This window comes from Erwinia sp. V71 (assembly GCF_965644245.1).
GTDB lineage: Bacteria > Pseudomonadota > Gammaproteobacteria > Enterobacterales > Enterobacteriaceae > Erwinia.
In genome coordinates this window covers 1-307 of record NZ_CBFFRK010000318.1, presented here as the reverse complement: position 1 = coordinate 307, position 307 = coordinate 1, and the positions used below count along the sequence as shown (strand labels likewise).

Sequence of the window (307 nt, the reverse complement as noted above, 5' to 3'; positions counted from 1 at the left end):
TACGATACCAGATTGCCCTGTTGTTTGGTGAGAAGATTAGCCTCACAGAGATCAGTAAGCGTGTAGGCGTCAGTAAGTCCACGGTCTCCCGTGAGGTCAGGCGGAACGGGATAGCTGGCGATTATTCGGCAGCAGAAGCACAGCGGTTAAGTGAAGCCCGGCGGCGGGCGGCAGCCAAGTACTCCATCAACCCGGACACCGTGCTTTACGTTGAGACAGGGCTGTGCTGGAAGTGGAGTCCGGAGCAGATCAGCGCCGTCTGTAAGCGCATTGGCAGTCCCGTCAGCCATGAGTGGATTTACCAGCA

Annotated in this window: 1 protein-coding gene; it reads left to right on the top strand. The window is 57.0% G+C overall.

Annotation, left to right across the window (positions count from 1 at the left end; genetic code table 11):
- On the top strand, positions 1-307 hold a 307-nt coding region (locus tag ACSZO1_RS22805), incomplete at both ends, for a transposase (protein WP_437616691.1).